Source organism: Paenibacillus sp. ISL-20 (genome assembly GCF_018613005.1).
Lineage (GTDB): Bacteria > Bacillota > Bacilli > Paenibacillales > Paenibacillaceae > Paenibacillus_AQ.
The window spans coordinates 153,330-168,106 of the sequence record NZ_JAGGRD010000018.1 but is presented as its reverse complement, the minus strand read 5'-3'; the positions used below and the strand labels follow the sequence as shown (position 1 = coordinate 168,106).

General features: G+C 47.0%; 14 protein-coding genes. 2 read left to right on the top strand and 12 right to left on the bottom strand.

Annotation, left to right across the window (positions count from 1 at the left end; all coding sequences use genetic code 11):
- Window positions 1-15: 15 nt before the first annotated feature.
- The 12 genes from rsmH to J7E85_RS10760 all read right to left on the bottom strand — a co-directional run bounded on the left by rsmH (window position 16) and on the right by J7E85_RS10760 (window position 12,816).
- The gene (rsmH, locus tag J7E85_RS10815) at window positions 16-969 is read right to left on the bottom strand and encodes a 16S rRNA (cytosine(1402)-N(4))-methyltransferase RsmH (protein WP_215157739.1); all 954 of its coding nucleotides are present in this window, start codon (window positions 967-969) and stop codon (window positions 16-18) included.
- A gap of 77 nt (window positions 970-1,046) precedes the next feature.
- Entirely contained in the window at window positions 1,047-1,484 is a 438-nt protein-coding gene (gene mraZ / locus J7E85_RS10810; RefSeq protein ID WP_215157642.1) for a division/cell wall cluster transcriptional repressor MraZ, read from the bottom strand.
- 207 nt (window positions 1,485-1,691) lie between these two features.
- The gene (locus J7E85_RS10805) at window positions 1,692-2,960 is read right to left on the bottom strand and encodes an adenosylhomocysteinase (RefSeq protein WP_098742742.1); all 1,269 of its coding nucleotides are present in this window, start codon (window positions 2,958-2,960) and stop codon (window positions 1,692-1,694) included.
- Window positions 2,961-3,000: 40 nt separating this feature from the next.
- Window positions 3,001-4,632 (bottom strand): bacillithiol biosynthesis cysteine-adding enzyme BshC, encoded by a 1,632-nt coding sequence (bshC, locus tag J7E85_RS10800; RefSeq protein ID WP_215157639.1) that lies wholly within the window; start codon window positions 4,630-4,632, stop codon window positions 3,001-3,003.
- Window positions 4,633-4,820: 188 nt separating this feature from the next.
- Entirely contained in the window at window positions 4,821-5,759 is a 939-nt protein-coding gene (locus J7E85_RS10795) for an ABC transporter ATP-binding protein (RefSeq protein ID WP_215157637.1), read from the bottom strand.
- Window positions 5,756-6,751: an ABC transporter ATP-binding protein gene (locus tag J7E85_RS10790; RefSeq protein ID WP_076320625.1), complete on the bottom strand. Its 996-nt coding sequence runs from the start codon at window positions 6,749-6,751 to the stop codon at window positions 5,756-5,758. The genes J7E85_RS10795 and J7E85_RS10790 overlap by 4 nt, the downstream gene beginning before the upstream one ends.
- Before the next feature lie 13 nt (window positions 6,752-6,764).
- Window positions 6,765-7,715, bottom strand: coding sequence for an ABC transporter permease (locus tag J7E85_RS10785; RefSeq protein WP_215157635.1), 951 nt, complete (start codon window positions 7,713-7,715; stop codon window positions 6,765-6,767).
- A 2-nt stretch (window positions 7,716-7,717) separates the two neighbouring features.
- The gene (locus J7E85_RS10780) at window positions 7,718-8,650 is read right to left on the bottom strand and encodes an ABC transporter permease (RefSeq protein ID WP_215157633.1); all 933 of its coding nucleotides are present in this window, start codon (window positions 8,648-8,650) and stop codon (window positions 7,718-7,720) included.
- 209 nt (window positions 8,651-8,859) lie between these two features.
- The gene (locus J7E85_RS10775; RefSeq protein WP_215157631.1) at window positions 8,860-10,521 is read right to left on the bottom strand and encodes a peptide ABC transporter substrate-binding protein; all 1,662 of its coding nucleotides are present in this window, start codon (window positions 10,519-10,521) and stop codon (window positions 8,860-8,862) included.
- Between the two features lie 149 nt (window positions 10,522-10,670).
- The gene (locus J7E85_RS10770) at window positions 10,671-11,057 is read right to left on the bottom strand and encodes a DUF3397 domain-containing protein (protein ID WP_215157629.1); all 387 of its coding nucleotides are present in this window, start codon (window positions 11,055-11,057) and stop codon (window positions 10,671-10,673) included.
- An 11-nt stretch (window positions 11,058-11,068) separates the two neighbouring features.
- Complete coding sequence (locus J7E85_RS10765) at window positions 11,069-12,025, bottom strand: ketopantoate reductase family protein (protein WP_215157627.1); 957 nt, start codon at window positions 12,023-12,025, stop codon at window positions 11,069-11,071.
- Between the two features lie 140 nt (window positions 12,026-12,165).
- Window positions 12,166-12,816 carry an RsfA family transcriptional regulator gene (locus J7E85_RS10760; protein WP_215157625.1) on the bottom strand — a complete coding sequence of 217 codons (651 nt, stop codon included), beginning with the start codon at window positions 12,814-12,816 and terminating at the stop codon, window positions 12,166-12,168.
- Between the two features lie 341 nt (window positions 12,817-13,157).
- Between J7E85_RS10760 and J7E85_RS10755 the strand changes: the two genes are divergently transcribed.
- On the top strand, window positions 13,158-13,394 hold the full coding sequence (locus J7E85_RS10755) for a DUF2626 domain-containing protein (protein ID WP_006209059.1): 237 nt from the start codon (window positions 13,158-13,160) through the stop codon (window positions 13,392-13,394).
- A 255-nt stretch (window positions 13,395-13,649) separates the two neighbouring features.
- On the top strand, window positions 13,650-14,762 hold the full coding sequence (locus tag J7E85_RS10750; RefSeq protein ID WP_215157623.1) for a coiled-coil domain-containing protein: 1,113 nt from the start codon (window positions 13,650-13,652) through the stop codon (window positions 14,760-14,762).
- Window positions 14,763-14,777 lie beyond the last annotated feature (15 nt).

Genomic DNA, 14,777 nt, shown 5'->3' with positions numbered 1-14,777 from the left:
AGGGATTTTATGTTTCTACAGTTTCTCCGCAATCCGCAGTTTCGCCGAACGCGCTCTTGGATTACTCTCAATCTCTTCCGCAGAGGGGATAAGCGGTTTGCGGTTCACCAGTTTCAGATCACCTTGGCCGCCTCCGCACACACACATCGGAAAGTCTGGAGGGCACGTGCACTTGGGAATGTAGCTGTTAAAAATCTGTTTGCATATCCGGTCTTCGAGTGAGTGAAACGTGATTACCGAGACTCTTCCTCCTGGTGCAAGACATCTCACAGCTTGGTGAAGCGCATCCTTGAATGCGCCAAGCTCATCATTTACCGCAATCCGAAACGCTTGAAAACTTCGTTTCGCCGGATGGCCGCCCGTTCTCCGAGCTGCGGCTGGAATCCCTTCCTTAATCATTTCGACAAGCTCACCCGTTGTCTGAATAGGACTCTGTGCCCTTCTTTCAACAATGACCTTGGCAATTCGCCTTGAAAATTTCTCTTCGCCGTATTCATACATTATTCGTGCGATTTCCTGTTCTGGCCATTCGTTTACAATCTTGGCTGCGGTAAGCTCAGCGGATTGATCCATGCGCATATCCAGCGGGGCATCATGGTTGTAACTAAAGCCTCTCTCCCCTTCATCGAACTGCGGAGAGGATACGCCCAAATCGAACAGTATACCGTCAACTCGCGGCTGCCCGTTCTCGTCAACCTCCACTTCGTTTCGGAGCACCTCCTCCAAATCACGAAAATTGGTTTTGACAAGAGTGATCCGGTCCACATAAGGCTTCATGACTTCCCGGGCATTATTCAATGCCCAATCGTCCTGATCCAATGCGATTAACCGGCCCTTCGAACTTAGTTGGGAAGCAATAAGCGAGCTGTGCCCTGCTCCCCCGAGCGTACAGTCAACATATATACCGTCTGGTTTGATGCGCAGCCCTTCTGTTGCTTCTTGCTTAAGCACTGTGATGTGATGGAACAAAGCTGCAGCCCTCCATTGTGTCTCATTCATGATTTTTAAGTGTAACTTGTCCATTTCAATACGATGTTCCTGGCTGGTTATAAATCAAAATCAAAATCTACCAGCTTCTCAGCAATGTCGTTGAATGCTTCCTCCGATTGCTGATAGTAATTCTGCCACTGCTCCTTGCTCCAGATCTCCACTCGGCTCGATACGCCGATGACAACGCATTCCTTCTCGAGCTTGGCGAACTCGCGCAAATTGCCCGGCAAATTTACCCTTCCCTGTTTATCCCATTCACATTCCGTCGCTCCGGAGAAAAAAAACCGGGTGAATGCGCGTGCATCCGACTTCATGAGTGGCAGAGATTTGAGCTTCTGCTCCATGATGGCCCATTCATCTTTGGGGTATACAAAGAGGCAATTGTCCAATCCGCGGGTTACGATAAACGAGGTGCCCAGGAGGTCACGAAATTTAGCAGGGATGATGATTCTCCCCTTATCGTCGATGCTATGTTGATACTCCCCCATGAACATCAGGCACTCCACCCCTTAACCCCGATTCCCCACTTTGCACCACTTTCCACCACTTTAGGATAATAGATTCGGCGTCAAGAATCAAATACCTTCTAACGAGCATTTGTTTTTTTGGAACTTTCTCTCAGGACATTCGCACAAAAAACCTCCTTTCATCCCACTCGGGGATGGAAAGGAGGTTTGCAAATGATCTAAAGCTGCTGCTGTTTAGTGCTGAGCCCAGCTGTCCAAGTAAGACTTTTGCTCAGCGCTCAGGCTGTCGATTGTAATACCTAGACTTTCCAGTTTATATAAGGCAACCTGTTCATCCAATTCGTAAGGAACATTTACTACGTGGTTACCGATGTTCTTGTACTGATCATTCACGTGTTTGAGCGACAAGGCCTGAAGCGCAAACGTCATATCCATAATTTCTGCCGGATGTCCGTCACCTGCCGCCAGATTCACCAAACGGCCTTCGGCAAGCAAATAAATCTTACGACCATCTTTCAGATGATATTCTTCGATATTGCGCCGAACCGTCCGAACTGATTGAGATCGTTCTGACAAATCCGGTTTATTGACTTCCACATCGAAGTGACCGGCATTGGATAAAATGGCACCGTCCTTCATGACATCAAAGTCTTCCCCACTAATGACATCGCGGTTACCCGTGACGGTGACAAAGAAGTCTCCCAATTTGGCTGCTTCGCGCATTGGCATGACGCGGAAGCCGTCCATATAAGCTTCAACGGCCTTGATCGCATCAATCTCGGTCACAATGACGTTGGCACCAAGACCCTTGGCACGCATAGCCACGCCCTTCCCGCACCAGCCATACCCTACGACAACGACGGTCTTGCCTGCAACCACCAGGTTGGTCGTCCGGTTAATTCCGTCCCAGACCGATTGTCCGGTACCGTAACGGTTATCGAATAAGTATTTGCAGTATGCATCATTCACGGCAACCATCGGGAACTTCAGAGAGCCTTCCTTCTCCAAAGATTTCAGGCGCAGGATGCCTGTCGTTGTCTCTTCCGCTCCGCCTCGAATTCCTTCAAGCAGATCCGTACGCTCGGAGTGAAGGATCGTTACGAGATCCCCGCCATCGTCGATGATCAGATCCGGTCTGGTCTCCAGTGTTGAAATGAGGTGCTGCTTGTATTCTGCAGGATCCGGGTTATACTTGGCAAACACCGTGATCCCGTCTTCTACCAATGCGGCACACACATCATCTTGAGTAGACAACGGATTACTGCCCGTAATTGTCACTTCAGCTCCGCCAGCCTGAACGACTTTCGCCAGATAAGCGGTCTTGGCTTCCAGATGCAAGGAGATGGCGACTTTCAACCCTTTGAATGGCTGTTCTTTCTCGAATTGTTCACGCACCCGGTTCAATACCGGCATATGCGCCTTCACCCAATCAATTTTTAAATGACCTTCCGGTGCCAGTTTCAAGTCAGTAATATTGCTGGTTTGTATTGATGATGAGCTCATTTAACGGCCTCCTATGATCTGATGATTGAATTCCTGATCATTATACGTAAACGACCCTGTGAATGCCCGAAGCAGCGTATGGGATTTCCATCAGGCGATCCACCAGATTCAATCCATAACGATTCATGTATTCCAGGATGTTATACACCCTCTCCTGAGGTTTCCCTTCCGGCATCAGTGTCTGTTCAATGCGCTTCCACTGTGCCAGCGCGGCCTCATGCTGCTGTTCCAAGGCATTCCGGGATTTACTTAACAGGTATTCCATCTGCTCCAATATTTTATCTTTATTGGTTAGACCTAATTTTAACAGTCCACTTTGCATTTTGCCAAGATCTTCTATTAAAGGCTGATATAATGCTTCAAATTGTTCCCGGGTTTGACTGAATCGTTCTTCCAGATTCAACTCATCCTTGCTGGCAAGCCAAGCCTCACGCTTCTCATACAAGCGGAGGTGAACATCCTCGAAGGACAATCCATACTTCTCCATAAGCTTATGGACGGTTCCATCTACAATGGAGAATGACATTCTCGGGATGATCAGCGGCATCTGCAAACCTAAGTCGGAAAATGCATAGCGCGTAATCGCCCAATAGGAAATCTCGCCTGGACCGAGTATCGTTCCGAGCACGGGCAGCAGCGAATCCTGCATAATTGGGCGGGTCAGCACATTGTTGCTGAAGCGTTCAGGAAACTGATGCAAATCCCGAAGCAGTTCTTCCTCCGTGAGCTTAATGATGCCTTTCCGGTCTGAGAATACACGTCCTTCTCGGTAAAGAAGCAAGCGTCTGCCTTCATGCAAATAGAACAAGTTGGCTCCATTCTCGGATACATCAGCCTGGACTTCATAACCCAAACCTGCGATATCCCTTGCAGCCTGCTGGTACGAAAGTCCCATTGTTTCGTTGCGGGTAATCAACGATTCAAATATTGGCACTTCCAACGCCCGCAGTCCCGGATCTGCAGAATCCAGGAGTATTAGCCCATATTTGCCGAACATACAGCTGAGGAGTTTAGCGAATGCCTCGCTGAGCCCAGCCGAACCGTCAAGCGATTCCCTCGCCATCTTCAGCAAATCTGCCTTATATTCGCTGTCTGCCAATTGAATCTGGAGCTCTGCCAGCATCGCATTCCAATCTTCCTCAGCAACGTCAGTATAACTAACCGACGTCCTGAGTCCGTCCTTGGCATCAAGCTTGATCTTGGAAAGCTGCTGATCCTGACTCAGGAAGTACGTATGATTCACTTCATCCCAATCATGATCCTCCCCGGCGATCCAAAATATAGGCACGACAGGACGATTCAAGCGCTCTTCCGCTTCGCGGGCCGCTTGAATGACGGTAATTGCTTTATATATGACAAGCAGAGGTCCGGTGAACAAACCGCTTTGTTGTCCACCAACCATGGTAACCGTTCCTGGCTGCTCCAGAAGTTGGAGTGATTTATGTACAGCGGGATGATCATTGTGTTTCTGATTGTACGTCCGAAGACAATCTGCCAGCGCTTTACGCTGAATTCGTTTGTCTTCCGAAAGATCCAGCCATTGTACCCGCTCTGCATAGCTGTGCTCGCCGCGGTAATCTTCACCGTAGAACCCGCTTACCCGGTCGAAGTGATGAATATAATCCTGAGCGAGACGCGAAGCGAGGGATAATGGTTCCGGAACGATATTCATGAGGTATTCCTCCTATTCTACGTCGCAACCAAATCTAGATTGTGCATGAAATTTAATTTATTCTATAACATTTTGCCTTTCTTGATTGTACCGAATGTTGGCATTCTGCGTCAAAGGAAAAGAATAGCCGCCGGCACGATGCCAGCGGCTATTCTTGAAGCAGCTTTCTCATATTCAGGTCCGCTTGTTCAAGCGTAGGCTTTTGCAACCCAGTGTCCTTTGGACACTTCGACCAATTCCGAATCCTTCACGTCCAGTTGAACCGTTCCGTCTTCGCCTTTGGCAGCTGAAATCGGCCCCTGCATATCGTCTTCCAGCTTGAGACGCTTTTTGTTTGCCTCAATTTCTGGATCCGGAATCGGAATTGCGGACAACAAGGTCTTGGTATAAGGATGGATCGGATTTGCATACAGCTCTTCACTGTCTGCCAGCTCCACCATTTTACCCAAATACATAACCGCTACCCGGTCACTGATATGCTTGACCATGGACAGGTCATGCGCAATGAAGAGATAGGTCAAGCCCAGACGATCCTGCAAATCCTTGAGCAGGTTGACAACCTGTGCCTGAATCGAAACGTCAAGCGCCGAGATCGGCTCGTCGCATATGATGAATTTAGGGTTTACCGCAAGAGCACGAGCAATCCCGATCCGTTGACGCTGACCGCCGGAGAATTCATGAGGGTAACGCGTCGAGTGGTCACTATTCAAGCCGACCATATCCAGCAGCTCCTCAATCCGCTTCTTGCGCTCGGCTCGGCTGCCGGCCATACCGTGAATATCCAAAGCTTCTCCGATAATATCCGACACCGTGAATCTTGGATTCAGCGAGGCATACGGATCCTGGAAGATCATCTGCATATCGCGGCGCATCGCCTTCATATTGCCCGGAGACAGCTTGTAAATATCCGTTCCGTTAAAATTAACGCTGCCGGCCGTAGGTTCATAGAGACGGAGAATCGTCCGTCCTGCTGTTGATTTACCACAACCCGACTCTCCCACCATGCCAAGCGTTTCGCCTTCACGGATATAGAAGTTCAAGTCGTCAACCGCTTTAAGAATCTGACCTTTGCCCACGTTAAAATACTTCTTCAGGCCCTTTACCTCAATCAAGTGGTTATCCTTCATGAACCCTGCGCCTCCTTCGCCATCGGATGCAGATTCCAGCAGCGCGCCATATGCGTGTCGCTGAATTCCGTTGCGCCCGGATCCACCCGTTCACAAATTCGCATAGCTTCATCACAGCGAGCGGCAAACGGACAGCCTACAGGCGGTTTGATCAGATCCGGTGGTGTTCCGATAATCGGAATAAGCGGTTCGTCTTTCTTCTGATCCAGACGCGGCATGGAGCGAAGCAAACCTTTGGTGTAAGGATGCTGCGGATTTTTGAAAATCTCCCATTTCGTTCCCGTTTCCACCACTTCACCTGCATACATTACGATGACACGGTCACACATACCGGCAACAACGCCGAGGTCATGCGTGATCAGAATGATCGATGTGCCCAAGCGTTCCTGCATTTCCTTCATAACGTCCATAATCTGTGCCTGAATGGTCACGTCGAGTGCCGTCGTCGGTTCGTCCGCAATCAGCAGGGTCGGCTTACATGCAAGCGCAATTGCGATCATCGCACGCTGCCGCATACCGCCGGAGAACTCATGCGGATACTGATTGAAGCGCTCCTCCGCATTTTTGATACCCACCAGCTTCAGCATTTCTATGGCGTGTTTTTTGGCTTCGGAGAAAGACATCCCCTGATGCTTGATCAGCACCTCCGTAATTTGCTTACCTATTCGAATGGTCGGGTTTAGCGACGTCATTGGATCCTGGAAGATCATCCCGATATCCTTGCCGCGAATCGCTTCCATCTGTTTATTCGTTTTTTTGAGAAGGTCTTGTCCTTGGAAAATGACCTCACCCTTTTTTATTTCTGAGGGCGGGGACGGAATCAATCGCATAATGGTCTGGGCGGTAACACTTTTACCGCTTCCGGACTCACCGACGATGGCAACCGTCTCCCCCTTGCCGACTTCAAAATTCATGCCGCGGACTGCTTTTACTTCACCGCCGCGAACACGAAACGATACGTTGAGGTCCTTTACCTGCAAGATCGGTTCCATACCTTCCCACCTCCTATTTTTTCAATTTCGGATCCAGCGCATCACGCAATCCATCACCAAAAATGTTAAATGCTAACATCGTCAAGCTGATAAATAGAGCAGGGAACAACATCCGCCATGGATAGTACATCCATCCGGACAGAGCATCATTAATCATGGAGCCCCATGAAGCAATTGGTGCTTGAACTCCAAGACCAAGGAAGCTCAGGAAAGCCTCGGAAAAGATCGCGCTTGGAACCGACAAGGTCAAGGTAACGATAATCGGACCCATCGCATTCGGAATCAAATGCCGGAACAACAGGCGCGCGGTTCCCGCACCCATCGAACGTGAAGCGAGGACATATTCTCTGTTCTTAAGCTGCATAATCTCGCCCCGCACAATCCAGGACATGTTAATCCAACCGGTGATGGTTAAGGCGAGTATGATCGTTCCTAAACTTGGTTCAAATACAACGAGCAGCAAAATCGTAACGAGCAGGTACGGAATGGAATACAAAATTTCGGCAAACTTATTCATGAACTCATCGATACGGCCACCGAAATAACCCATGATGCCGCCATATATTACACCAATCATCAAGTCAATCGCAGCTGCTGCAAGACCAACGGTCAAGGAAATCCGAGCACCCATCCAAGTACGAACAAAAACGTCGCGGCCCAGATCGTCGGTTCCAAACCAATGTTCTGATGAAGGCGGCATATTCGTATTCATCAAATCATTCGTTTCATAATCATAGTTAGAGATCATCGGGCCGATAATGGCCATGATGACAATCAGGATCATAATAATCAAGCCGGACATAGCAAGCTTGTTCTTGCGCAATCTTTCCCAAGAATCTCTCCAGGAGGACAAACTTTCACGCTGTATTACCTCGGATTGTTTCTCATCAGGACCAATCTTCTGAAAATCTTCAGGTTTCAAGTTTAGTGCCGCCGGATGAGGCATACTTTGTTCTTTCTCCATGTCTACCTCTCCTTCCCGCCGGTCAATTTAATGCGTGGATCCACAAATACATATACGATATCCGTAACGAAACGCGCCAGCATCAGCAAGATGCCGTAGAAAATGGTAATCCCCATAATGACTGTATAATCGCGGTTTGTGATACTTTCCACAAACTGCTTGCCAATGCCGCCAATCCCGAAGATCTGTTCAATAACGACCGAACCGGTAATGATGTTCGCTGTCATTGGGCCGACATAAGTTACGACCGGCAATATCCCGTTTCGGATCACGTGACGGAACATAATGGCGAACCAGTTAAGACCCTTGGCCTTCGCCGTCTTGATATAATCCGCATGCAGTACTTCCAGCATGCTGGATCGCGTTAATCGCGCGATAAATGCAATCGGCTGAGCAGATAGAGCCATAACAGGAAGCACGTAGTCGAGCGGTCCTTCAAAGCCCATAACATTGAAAATGCCCGCTTTCTCTGCGAGAACGAATTGCAACAATGACGCGAGTACAAAACTCGGTACCGCGATCCCGAGAACCGAGATAATCATGGCGATGTTGTCAATCAGCTTGCGGTGATACAGAGCTGCAAGCATCCCCAGCAGGACACCCACAATAACGGATACTACGATCGCGATAAGACCCAATCGAAGTGAAGGACCAAATGTATCAACAATAATATCAGTGACGGATTGCCCCTGTTTTTTCATAGACAAACCGAAGTCACCCTGAACGATATTGCCCAAGTATTTCGTATATTGCTGAAATACCGGTTTATCTAAATCATACTGCTCCATCAGCCTCGCCAAAATTTCAGGCGATGGTTTTTTCTCTCCCATAAACGGATCGCCCGGTATGGCTTTCATAAGAAAAAAAGTGGCTGAGATCAGTATGAACAACGATACAAGCATATAAAAAAACTTACTCGCCACATACCTCAGCATTTCGCTAGCCTCCTGATCAGTTGTTCTAAACCAAGCCGTCTATATAATTGTATTATTCTAGAACGGATTGAGCATCCCTTAACTTTCACCAATGGACACAAGATTTGGAAACCTTGTGCTCATACAAAAAAATCGGGATATATATGAGGTTTTAAATGCCCCACATATATATCCCGAACCGTAATCTTTTATAAATGGTTTACAAAAGACTACTCGATATATGCACGTGTGAAATCGATATCACCTTTATAATCCAGATGAAGATTCTTCACCCATGGTTTAACCAGGGACACGCTGGAGTAGTAGTAGATCGGCATAACAACTTGGTTGTCTTCAACGAGAATTTTCTCAGCTTTGGACATCAGCTCCATGCGTTTAGCGTTATCGCTAGTTGCATAAGCATCCTTCACAAGCTGGTCATATTCTTCGCTCTTGAAGCCAGTGTCATTGTTGCCGCCGTTGGATGTCCACATATCGATATATGTCATCGGGTCGTTATAGTCTGCTCCCCAACCGGATCGTGCCACTTGATAGTTCAAAGCATCACGGTTCTTCAGGAATACGCCCCACTCTTGGTTTTGTACCTTCACAGTAACGCCGAGATTGTTCTTCCACATATCTGCAATAGCAAGCGCAATTTTCTTGTGGTTGTCATCGGAGTTATGGATTAAAGTAACTTCCGGTAATGTGGTATAGCCTTTTTCCTTCATACCTTGCTCGAGCAGTTTCTTAGCTTCTTCAAGATTTTCATCGAAGTAAGTATCCGGTACCTCTTTACGGTACTCGTCGGACTCACCCTTGATACCAGGAGGAACAAAACCATGTGCAGGAAGTTGCCCACCTTGCGTGATTTTCTCTACGATCGCCTGACGATCAATTGCCATTGCGAAAGCTTTACGGATGTTCACGTTGTCAAATGGTTCTTCTGTTGTGTTAAAGATATAGAAATACGTCGATGAAATACCTTTGATCATCAGTTCATCGCCCAATTCCTTCTTGATCGCATTCAGCTGATCCGTCGGAATATTTCCTGTTGGATGTCCTGCATAATCCAATTCATCGTTACGATAGCTTGAAAGTTCAGTTGCAGAGCTGTTCACGATACTCATTTGAACTTTTTCAAGTTTGATTGCATCCTTGTCCCAATATTGGTCGTTCTTCACAAGCTCGATCTTTTGACCTTTTGTCATTTGTGAAACTTTGAACGGACCATTACCAATCAATGTTTCCGGTTTGGTTGCCCAAGAAGCATTACCTTCAACGGAGTTGTGAATCGGGAAGTAGGTTTGGAATGACATCAAGCTGAGGAAGTATGGCGTTGGGTTTGCCAGCGTAACTTCGAGCGTATAATCATCGGTTGCTTTTACGCCGACTTCATTGGCGTCTTTGATCTTTCCAAGATTGTAAGCTTCAGCGTTCTTAATGTAATAGAGCTGATACGCATATGGTGATGCTGGAGTAAAGTTCGGATCAAGTACGCGTTTCCATGCATACTCAAAATCTTTTGCCGTTACTAAATCGCCGTTACTCCATTTGGCATCTTTGCGAAGGGTGAAGACATATTTCAATCCATCTTCGGAAACATCCCATTTTTCGGCTACGCCAGGCTCTTCTGAGCCGTCTGCACCCTTCCGAACCAAACCTTCAAACACAGCACTGATTACTGTATTCGACGTGTTATCCTGAGCCAAGCCCGGATCCAATGTAGGAGGGTCGGAAGCAAGGTTCATACGGAAGACTTGCTCTTTAGGCTTGTCCGCCGTTCCGCCTTTATTGGCGCCATCGTTCTTGTCAGCTCCACATGCTGCTAAAACTGAGCTGAAAGCAAGAATTAACGTCATGAGAAGCATTAATTTCTTTTGTTTCTTCATCTTGCGGTATCCCCCTCATAGATTTTAGGTATATGCTTATCGATTATACAACCAGTGGTCAAAAAAATCCAGAAATCAATAAATTGAAAAATCTGCCTGACCCAAAGATCAAACAGATTTATCATAAAATTCTAGTTATTAGATTGTTCTTACATCATCTTAATTATGTAGGAGAGGACGCCAAAAAATGTGAATATTATGTACCCGAAACTCATGCTGACAAACCCGAGACGCCACACGGCGCGCAGCAGCCTTTTACCGTTAACCTTGCCTTTCCAGCGGTTCTGCGCACTGCCGATCAGCCCCGCTGCAACGAGCAGCATAAGGAGAATGAGATAGAAACCGAATTTGGACTGGAATGTATTATTAAACAAGGCGGAGACCGAAAACAGCATAAAAAATGTGGTGACATCCATGGCCAGCTCCAGCGCTTGCTTTCGATTTTTATTTCTTTGCAAGACAATGAAATAAACCAGTAAAAACGGAATGAACGGAAAAGAACTTAATGTTTGAAACAGCCCCTGCAAGAAACCCATGCTAAGACCCCCTATGTATTCATCCCCTCGATGAGCTGCGTGACCAGCTCGTGTGTTGGCACAGAAATGCCATATTTTTGGCCCAAACGGACAATACTTCCGTTAATCCAGGCAACTTCCGTCGTTCTGCCGTCCATTACATCCTTAAGCATGGAGGACGTGTTACCTGAAGTCGATTGGCAGACGGATACAATCCATTCCCACAGCCCGCTTCCGTAAGGAATTCCACCAGCTTCATATACGGCGATCCCTTCATGATATAACTGCTTCATAAGCCTGACTCGTTCAGGGGAAGATAACAGCTCTCCGTTAGGAATCCGCCACAGTGCAGTCAATGGATTAATGACTGCGTTCATCAGCAGTTTGCGATAAATCATCTCATCCATTTGATTCGACAAAAAAGCTTCAAATCCTGCTCTATTCAGCTGTTTAACCAGTTCAATTTCATGATTTTCTTGAAAGAAAGCATCTAATGAGCTCCCGGCGGGCATCATTTTGCCGATTGTCGTCGTTCCATGACCGGCATGCAAAACAGAGACGCTGCTTGAACGCTTAGCCCCTTCCGTAGTAATGGCAGCGTAGATCGTCCATACCGGCAGTAGGTCCTGAAGCCGCTCCAAATGGCCTGTACCGTTCTGAAAACATATTAGTCTGCGATGATCTTGTCCATATTGAGCCAGCATCTCCGTTGCCATCTCTTCAATCCCTTGCTGCTTCAACATGAGGAAAAGATAATCCGCATCGACAGCGCCACCCGATTGCGAAAAGGATGACCATGAACAGACCGAGAACGCATGGGGGTCAACGACCTGGTGCTGACCCTTCTCCTCGATGGTTATGCCGGAAGCCCGAAGCTTGTCCGCCTGTTCCTCGCTTCGGCACCATAACGTAACACGGCAGCCTGAATCCGCAAGTTTACCCGCATATAATAACCCCAATGAGCCAGCTCCGATAATATGGATATTCATGATAATCCCCCATTATTGTAATCAATCACGAAGTACTAGTCCTAGTATATATCAGAATAATCCTCGATACGCACAAATAACCCGCCAAAGCGCATGGAATGCACTAATGCGGGTTACGGCTAGAGCAAGATAACCTTTACCTATTCGATTCGTTCCAGATTACCGTTTGCGTCCATTTTGAAGCGTGTTTTAAGCTCCTCGTCTTCTTCATTTAAGAAAGCAAGTCTGCGTGCCCGATCCATGATCTGAATCAGTGCCTTATAATCGTCGTTGACCACATGATAGTCCGTTTTCACTTCACTGACTTCCTTCAATAACCTTTGATTCTCACTGCGGAGTCTTGAAAGCTCATCCTCTTTTTCACGCAAGTTCTTCTCCAGCATTTTATACTGACGTGAACTTTCCTGAAGCCCGCCCTTCCACTGACGAAGGAAACGGATAACGGCATCGATGGACAGTGTTTCTTCACTAGCACCATCATTCTTATAGACATCGTGCTCCAGTTCCGGAGCAGCCAAGCCGGCAACCTGCGGTCCGCTTACCAAAGGCTGTTTTTTATAATAACTTCTCTTTTGACGCTGAGATTTCGCCAAGCTGATAGCATCCTCATATTTCTTGCGAACGCAGCTATTCCAACGAAATCCACAAGCTGCCGATGTCCGGCCGATTCTTTCTCCCACTTCCTCAAAGGCAGCCAATTGAGTGCTGCCCTCACGAATATGACGAAGAGTCACCTCCGCCAATATTAGGTCGTCCTCTGTACTCCATGCATCCTGTCTCACTGCTGACATACCATAAAACCCTCCTAACGACATCCTAAAATAACCGTCTTCAATACCGTAAACCGGCTGCTGAATAGGGTATAAAAACTGCTTAATTCATTTCTATGCCTCTCATAGAGTTCATAGAATCTATTTGATACTAAAATGTATTTCCATTTTGATGACAGATCATACTCTTACGAAGGGAAAAGGGGAGATTCGTCCAAATTATTCACGAATTCAATGTCTTACTTCTGGTTAATAATAAAAAATAAAGGGTTTTCTTGAGTTAGGCGTTTACACGTTTTTGCCATAACGCTATAATGTGGATAGCAGCATTATGTGCGTACATACGAGAGGAGGATATAATCGTGGCACGGATGTTTCGAGTCCTTGGCTTTTTTACCCTGACTATCGGGTTGATGGCCTTTGCCGGAGATCATATTGAAATGGCACTGCTTTTCTTCCTGCAGACTGCATTTTTCGTGATCCTGGGATATTTGAAATTCACGGAGAGAACCTATATTCTTCTCTTCTGGGCTTATATGATCGTGACCTTCACAGGCTTTAGCTATTGGACGGTCTTCATTATGGGCAAACCACTCTAATAGGTAAATGATGCAAGCGATGCTTGAAATCCACCGGCGCTCAAACTAGACAAAGGGAGGCCCGCTGGTGGATTTTCCTTGCAATTAGAGAACGAGAGTACTTAAAAGAGCGATCAGGTGCTTTAACGGCCGGATCGCTTTTTTAGTGCCTTAAGGTTGATAATTAAGTCGTATACGTCATATATTGGTTAAAATGAAGGGACATACAGTGGTTGGATTCCTTTCGACTAACAACCATTCAAGGAGGACTCCCGTTTGAATGTACGAGTAAAAAAAACTCTCCTCCCGGTCATGCTGTGTATAACCCTGTTAATCTGCATCATAGGGGCTCCCGCTCTGGTATATTCCGAGCAGGATGTAAGCCCGGTTATGCCTGATTCGGAAGAGGCGCGCAAACTTCTGGAGGACAGCCTCTCCATCGTGGAGATCGACCATGAAATCGAACGGATAACCAAACGCATCGCCGAATTGCAGCTACTTCAGAGCGAACTGCAAATCAAAATTCAGGATATGGGCTTGCGTATCGAAGACCGGCGCAATCGGGCAGGAGCTGTTCTTCGGTCTTATTACATGGGTGAACGGGATCATTTATTCTTTATGCTGTTGTCTGCAAAAGACGTAGCCGGTTTATTCCGGATCATGGACTTTTACGATATGATCATTCAAAATGACCGGGATACACTTGCGGTATATAACAATCAGTACCGCTCCCTTGCCTCCACCCAGGCTGAAGCGGCACGCAATACAGCTCGGCTCGCCGAAGTAAAGGACAGCCTTGTCAAGCAGCGTGAACGGGTGTTGGCGCTTGAACAGCAGGTTGACGGAGCACTGACAGCCAGCGGCAACCCGGATGCCATGAAGAAGCTGATTGAGGAGTTCACCCTTTATTGGGAGAACGTGGGGCTGTACGAAGTAAAGCGTCACTTCCAGGCTCTGGCTAACGCCATGGAAAATCTGCCGCAATTCGTCCAAGGAAGTAAGAATATGCTGAAAACAAACGGCAAGGAGTACACCATCAATATCCATGAGGACGATCTCAACGCATTTTTAAGATCCGAAGATGAAATCTTTAACAGCTTTGCTTTCCATTTTGACGATGGAAAAGTAATAGCTTCGGGTGAGAGCGGAAATCTGTCGCTTCTAATTGAAGGAAAATACACCGTGATCAACGAACCGGAGAATGCCATCATGTTTCAAGTTGACAAACTCGTGTTCAATCGGCTGGAATTGCCTGACACCACGCGCAGAGCCCTGCAGGAAGAATTCGACATGAATTTTTATCCTAAACAGTTGGTGTCTTTCTTAAAAGCAACGCAGGTATCCAGCCAAGATCAAAGATTAGTGGTCAAAATGGAGCTGGATTTATAGAAAAAAAGCTGCCCT

What these genes read in the sequence shown, in the direction of transcription:
- J7E85_RS10775 (WP_215157631.1), bottom strand. Translation starts at nt 10,521, where the DNA reads ATGAAGAAACAAAAGAAATTAATGCTTCTCATGACGTTAATTCTTGCT.
- J7E85_RS10760 (WP_215157625.1), bottom strand. Translation starts at nt 12,816, where the DNA reads ATGTCAGCAGTGAGACAGGATGCATGGAGTACAGAGGACGACCTAATA.
- J7E85_RS10765 (WP_215157627.1), bottom strand. Translation starts at nt 12,025, where the DNA reads ATGAATATCCATATTATCGGAGCTGGCTCATTGGGGTTATTATATGCG.
- bshC (WP_215157639.1), bottom strand. Translation starts at nt 4,632, where the DNA reads ATGAATATCGTTCCGGAACCATTATCCCTCGCTTCGCGTCTCGCTCAG.
- J7E85_RS10785 (WP_215157635.1), bottom strand. Translation starts at nt 7,715, where the DNA reads ATGGAGAAAGAACAAAGTATGCCTCATCCGGCGGCACTAAACTTGAAA.
- mraZ (WP_215157642.1), bottom strand. Translation starts at nt 1,484, where the DNA reads ATGTTCATGGGGGAGTATCAACATAGCATCGACGATAAGGGGAGAATC.
- J7E85_RS10770 (WP_215157629.1), bottom strand. Translation starts at nt 11,057, where the DNA reads ATGGGTTTCTTGCAGGGGCTGTTTCAAACATTAAGTTCTTTTCCGTTC.
- J7E85_RS10795 (WP_215157637.1), bottom strand. Translation starts at nt 5,759, where the DNA reads ATGAAGGATAACCACTTGATTGAGGTAAAGGGCCTGAAGAAGTATTTT.
- J7E85_RS10805 (WP_098742742.1), bottom strand. Translation starts at nt 2,960, where the DNA reads ATGAGCTCATCATCAATACAAACCAGCAATATTACTGACTTGAAACTG.
- J7E85_RS10790 (WP_076320625.1), bottom strand. Translation starts at nt 6,751, where the DNA reads ATGGAACCGATCTTGCAGGTAAAGGACCTCAACGTATCGTTTCGTGTT.
- J7E85_RS10780 (WP_215157633.1), bottom strand. Translation starts at nt 8,650, where the DNA reads ATGCTGAGGTATGTGGCGAGTAAGTTTTTTTATATGCTTGTATCGTTG.